At 43.0% G+C, this 3032-nt stretch carries 4 protein-coding genes and 1 pseudogene; 1 reads left to right on the top strand and 4 read right to left on the bottom strand.

Translation table 11 applies throughout. The annotated features are described in order from the left end of the window. From ABWO12_RS12240 to ABWO12_RS12225, 4 genes are all read right to left on the bottom strand, one after another. The coding region (locus ABWO12_RS12240; RefSeq protein ID WP_353089291.1) for an HAD family hydrolase at positions 1–479 on the bottom strand (479 nt) is incomplete at its 3' end. Further along, a complete protein-coding gene (locus ABWO12_RS12235) occupies positions 479–976 on the bottom strand; it encodes a DUF1648 domain-containing protein (protein WP_353089289.1) in 498 nt (165 codons plus the stop codon). The genes ABWO12_RS12235 and ABWO12_RS12240, both read right to left, overlap by 1 nt. Beyond that, positions 976–1692: a tRNA threonylcarbamoyladenosine dehydratase gene (locus ABWO12_RS12230; protein WP_073365249.1), complete on the bottom strand. Its 717-nt coding sequence runs from the start codon at positions 1690–1692 to the stop codon at positions 976–978. Before ABWO12_RS12230 ends, ABWO12_RS12235 begins: the two co-directional genes overlap by 1 nt. 136 nt (positions 1693–1828) lie before the next feature. Then, the gene (locus ABWO12_RS12225) at positions 1829–2473 is read right to left on the bottom strand and encodes a TatD family hydrolase (RefSeq protein WP_353089287.1); all 645 of its coding nucleotides are present in this window, start codon (positions 2471–2473) and stop codon (positions 1829–1831) included. A gap of 244 nt (positions 2474–2717) precedes the next feature. Here ABWO12_RS12225 and ABWO12_RS12220 point away from each other — a divergent pair. Continuing rightward, a pseudogene (locus ABWO12_RS12220) lies at positions 2718–3032 on the top strand (integrase); the annotation flags it as partial.

Here is a 3032-nt window from a genome sequence, read left to right as displayed (position 1 = left end):
GCTTGGTGTTGCGACAACCGTACCGCCTCTAGAAATATCGCTGGATGGGGTTTGGACTGAGGAAAATCTTCACCCGAGACAATATGGGTAAAATAGGGAAACAATGCAAATCGATTGAAAACCCGATGAATGGTGACATTGGCCGAAGACGACGCCAAAATAAGTTGAATATCGTGGGCTTTGAGTTCTTTAATCAAGCGCTCCACCCCATCGAGTAGTGTCAAATCTTCTTTATGGTCAAAAGCTGCGTTGAACAAATCGCGCTTGGCTTGCACCAGGTCTTCAACGCTTTGTGGGAGTTCGAATTGCGTTTTGAGTTTTTGAAAAATATTCTTGGTAGAATTGCCCGTAAAGGAAGCATACAATTCGGGGGTAACGGTAATTCCTAATTGGTCAAAAAGTTGGTGATACGCAAAATGATGCACGGGCTCGGTATCAACGATAACCCCATCCATATCAAAAATGACGGTTTTTAGCATTAGCTGTATTTGAAGAGTTGGATTAAATAGTAAAAAATGGTGCCGAAAAGCGCTACCAAAATGACTCCAATCACATAGGAGGTTCCCGAAAAATCAGGAAGGATGGCCACTTGAACGGTTTGCCATTGGATGGCGGCAAAAATTCCGACCAGAACCACTTTCAAACTGCGCATCATTTGCAAAGCCCATCGGTAAAGACGAGGAGCATTGTTGGACGTAATAGCCACGGGATAATTGAACCATTCGGGATGACGGCCCAAAAAGGTAAGCAAGGCATAGAGTGCTGTACCCGCAACTGTTTCGCCCCAAAAAAACATTTTTCCACCATAACCATCTGGATTCCCTTGTCCATCAAAATGGATGGCAATCGTTTCGGGCAATTTCGGATACATGACAAAGGCGTACATCCAAGAGCCCAGCAAAAGGAACAGCGCTAACCCTTCGAGTAGTCGATCGGCAGTTGTGAGTGGAACTTGAATCTTGGGTTGTTGCGTCATTATTTTTTCAACAAATAACGTACTACAGTTTCCGCGGCATGGAGTCCGAATAAACAAGGCATCCAAGAATTCGTTCCATAAAACGACTTTTTGAAATTGCTTCCGTCGGTATGTTTTACACTATCATAATCCGGACGTTCGCTGGAATAGACCACTTTGATGCCCCCCGAAATCCCCTCTTTTTTGAGGCGCTTCCGCACGTGTTTGGCCAACGGACAGTAATCGGTTTTGCTGATATCGGTGACTTTAACTTTGGATGCTAAATATTTTCCACCTGCGCCCATGTTGCTAATTACTTTCACTCCTTTTCGCTTGGCGGCCAATAACAAATTCAACTTGGGTGTCACACTATCAATGCAATCCAAAACATAGTCAAACTCGGGTGTCACCAACTCAAATGCGCGTTCGGGCGATAAAAATTCTTTTAGAGGAGTGAGTTCTAGTTCAGGGTTGATGTCCAACAACCGCGCTGCCATAAGTTCGACTTTAGGCAAACCTACCGTAGAATGTAAGGCGGGTAACTGCCTGTTAATGTTGGTGATATCTACCACATCGCCATCGACAATAGTCATTTTTCCGACGCCAGCGCGCGCTAAAAATTCGGCGGCAAACGAACCTACTCCACCCAAACCAACGACCAATACATTTGCCTTACGCAATTTTTCTAAACCTTCCGTTTTAAATAATAGTTCTGCACGTTCTTGCCAAACAGCCATGTTTAATGAATTATAAATTTTGAATTATGAATTATAAATTATGAGTTATGCATTGTAAATCGACTGCAAAAATAAGGAATTGGTAGGAGAAGAAAGAAGCGCGTCGTTAACTTCTTGGCGGATTATTATCATGCCACTACTTCACGCCAAACACGTGGGCTACATTTCGTTCGATTTGCCGTTCCAGTTCGCCAACGTCTAGGTTACGATAGTGAGCAGCTTGGGCATACACCGCGGCGATCGATTCTTGAAGAGTATCGGTCTCCAAAAAGATACGGTCTTCGGGGACCGTTAGAAACGCCTCGCGAAGATCGGGATTATGCAACAAGTATTTCCCAAACGAAAGGTACAATCCATGACGAACGAGTTCCTGAGCCAATTGGGCATTTTTGGAAAATCCATGTACAATTAGTGGAACCGAAATTTTCAGTTGTTTTTTTATAGAAAGTAATTCCTGAAACGCCCCAACAAGGTGAAGCACGACAGGCTTTTGATGTTGTTCTGCCAACAAAAGATGGGCTTTAAAAACGTCGCACTGCCGTTCAAAGGGGACTTCAATTCGTTTGTCCAAACCGCATTCGCCTATGGCCCAACAGCCCTTTTGTGTTAGGTGGTGTGCTACAATATCCAAATGTTCGGGCCATTTATCCTCGTCAATATACCACGGGTGAATCCCGATGGAGTACACCGGTGATTTTCCCTCAAAAGCCCAAGGATACTCATTCACGAGTTCGACCCCAAGCGGCGAATTGGTATAGCGATGCGTATGAAGATTAAACATATAGGATTGATTGACATTGATTTGAATGGAGCCCTTTACGTTATGAAATGCGCTCAAAAATCGGGTAACTAAGGTACGTAAAGTTTTTGATTTTGGCGCTGTTTTTTGCCATCACATCAGCTTACTTATAACACTCATAAGCAGTGTTTTAGGGATATTTCTTTCTTCAAAAACTTTTATCAACAACCGTAAAACAGGGCGCTAAACCTTCTATATTTGTAGTGTATCTATAAGCCTTACTATTATGAAATGGAATGCCAAATTAATTGTCTACAAAGGAGTTTCTCGTATTGGTGTATATTTTGAAAAAAATCAATCGTTAATTCAAGAGATTAAAACGTTTGCCGATGCGCGTTGGAGTCAGTCCAATGTTTGCTGGCACGTGCCTGACACCTTTGAGAATCGTTTTATTTTCAATGTTTTACCGCCTGAAGTTCGGTTGCCCAGTCCCCAATCCCAAGTGTATTTGATGCGGTTTCGTCGGTATTTGCAATCGAAGCGCTACAGTGATAATACAGTGGCGACGTATCATGATGCGTTAAAAGTTTTCTTCATTTTT

Origin of the sequence: Flavobacterium sp. (genome assembly GCF_040379285.1) — a bacterium.
Classification (GTDB): domain Bacteria; phylum Bacteroidota; class Bacteroidia; order Flavobacteriales; family Flavobacteriaceae; genus Flavobacterium.
This window is presented reverse-complemented; position numbering and strand designations above follow the sequence as displayed.

Bases quoted from the DNA above. Each gene is read 5' to 3' on its own strand.
- ABWO12_RS12235 (WP_353089289.1), bottom strand. From the start codon at position 976: ATGACGCAACAACCCAAGATTCAAGTTCCACTCACAACTGCCGATCGA.
- ABWO12_RS12230 (WP_073365249.1), bottom strand. From the start codon at position 1,692: ATGGCTGTTTGGCAAGAACGTGCAGAACTATTATTTAAAACGGAAGGT.
- ABWO12_RS12225 (WP_353089287.1), bottom strand. From the start codon at position 2,473: ATGTTTAATCTTCATACGCATCGCTATACCAATTCGCCGCTTGGGGTC.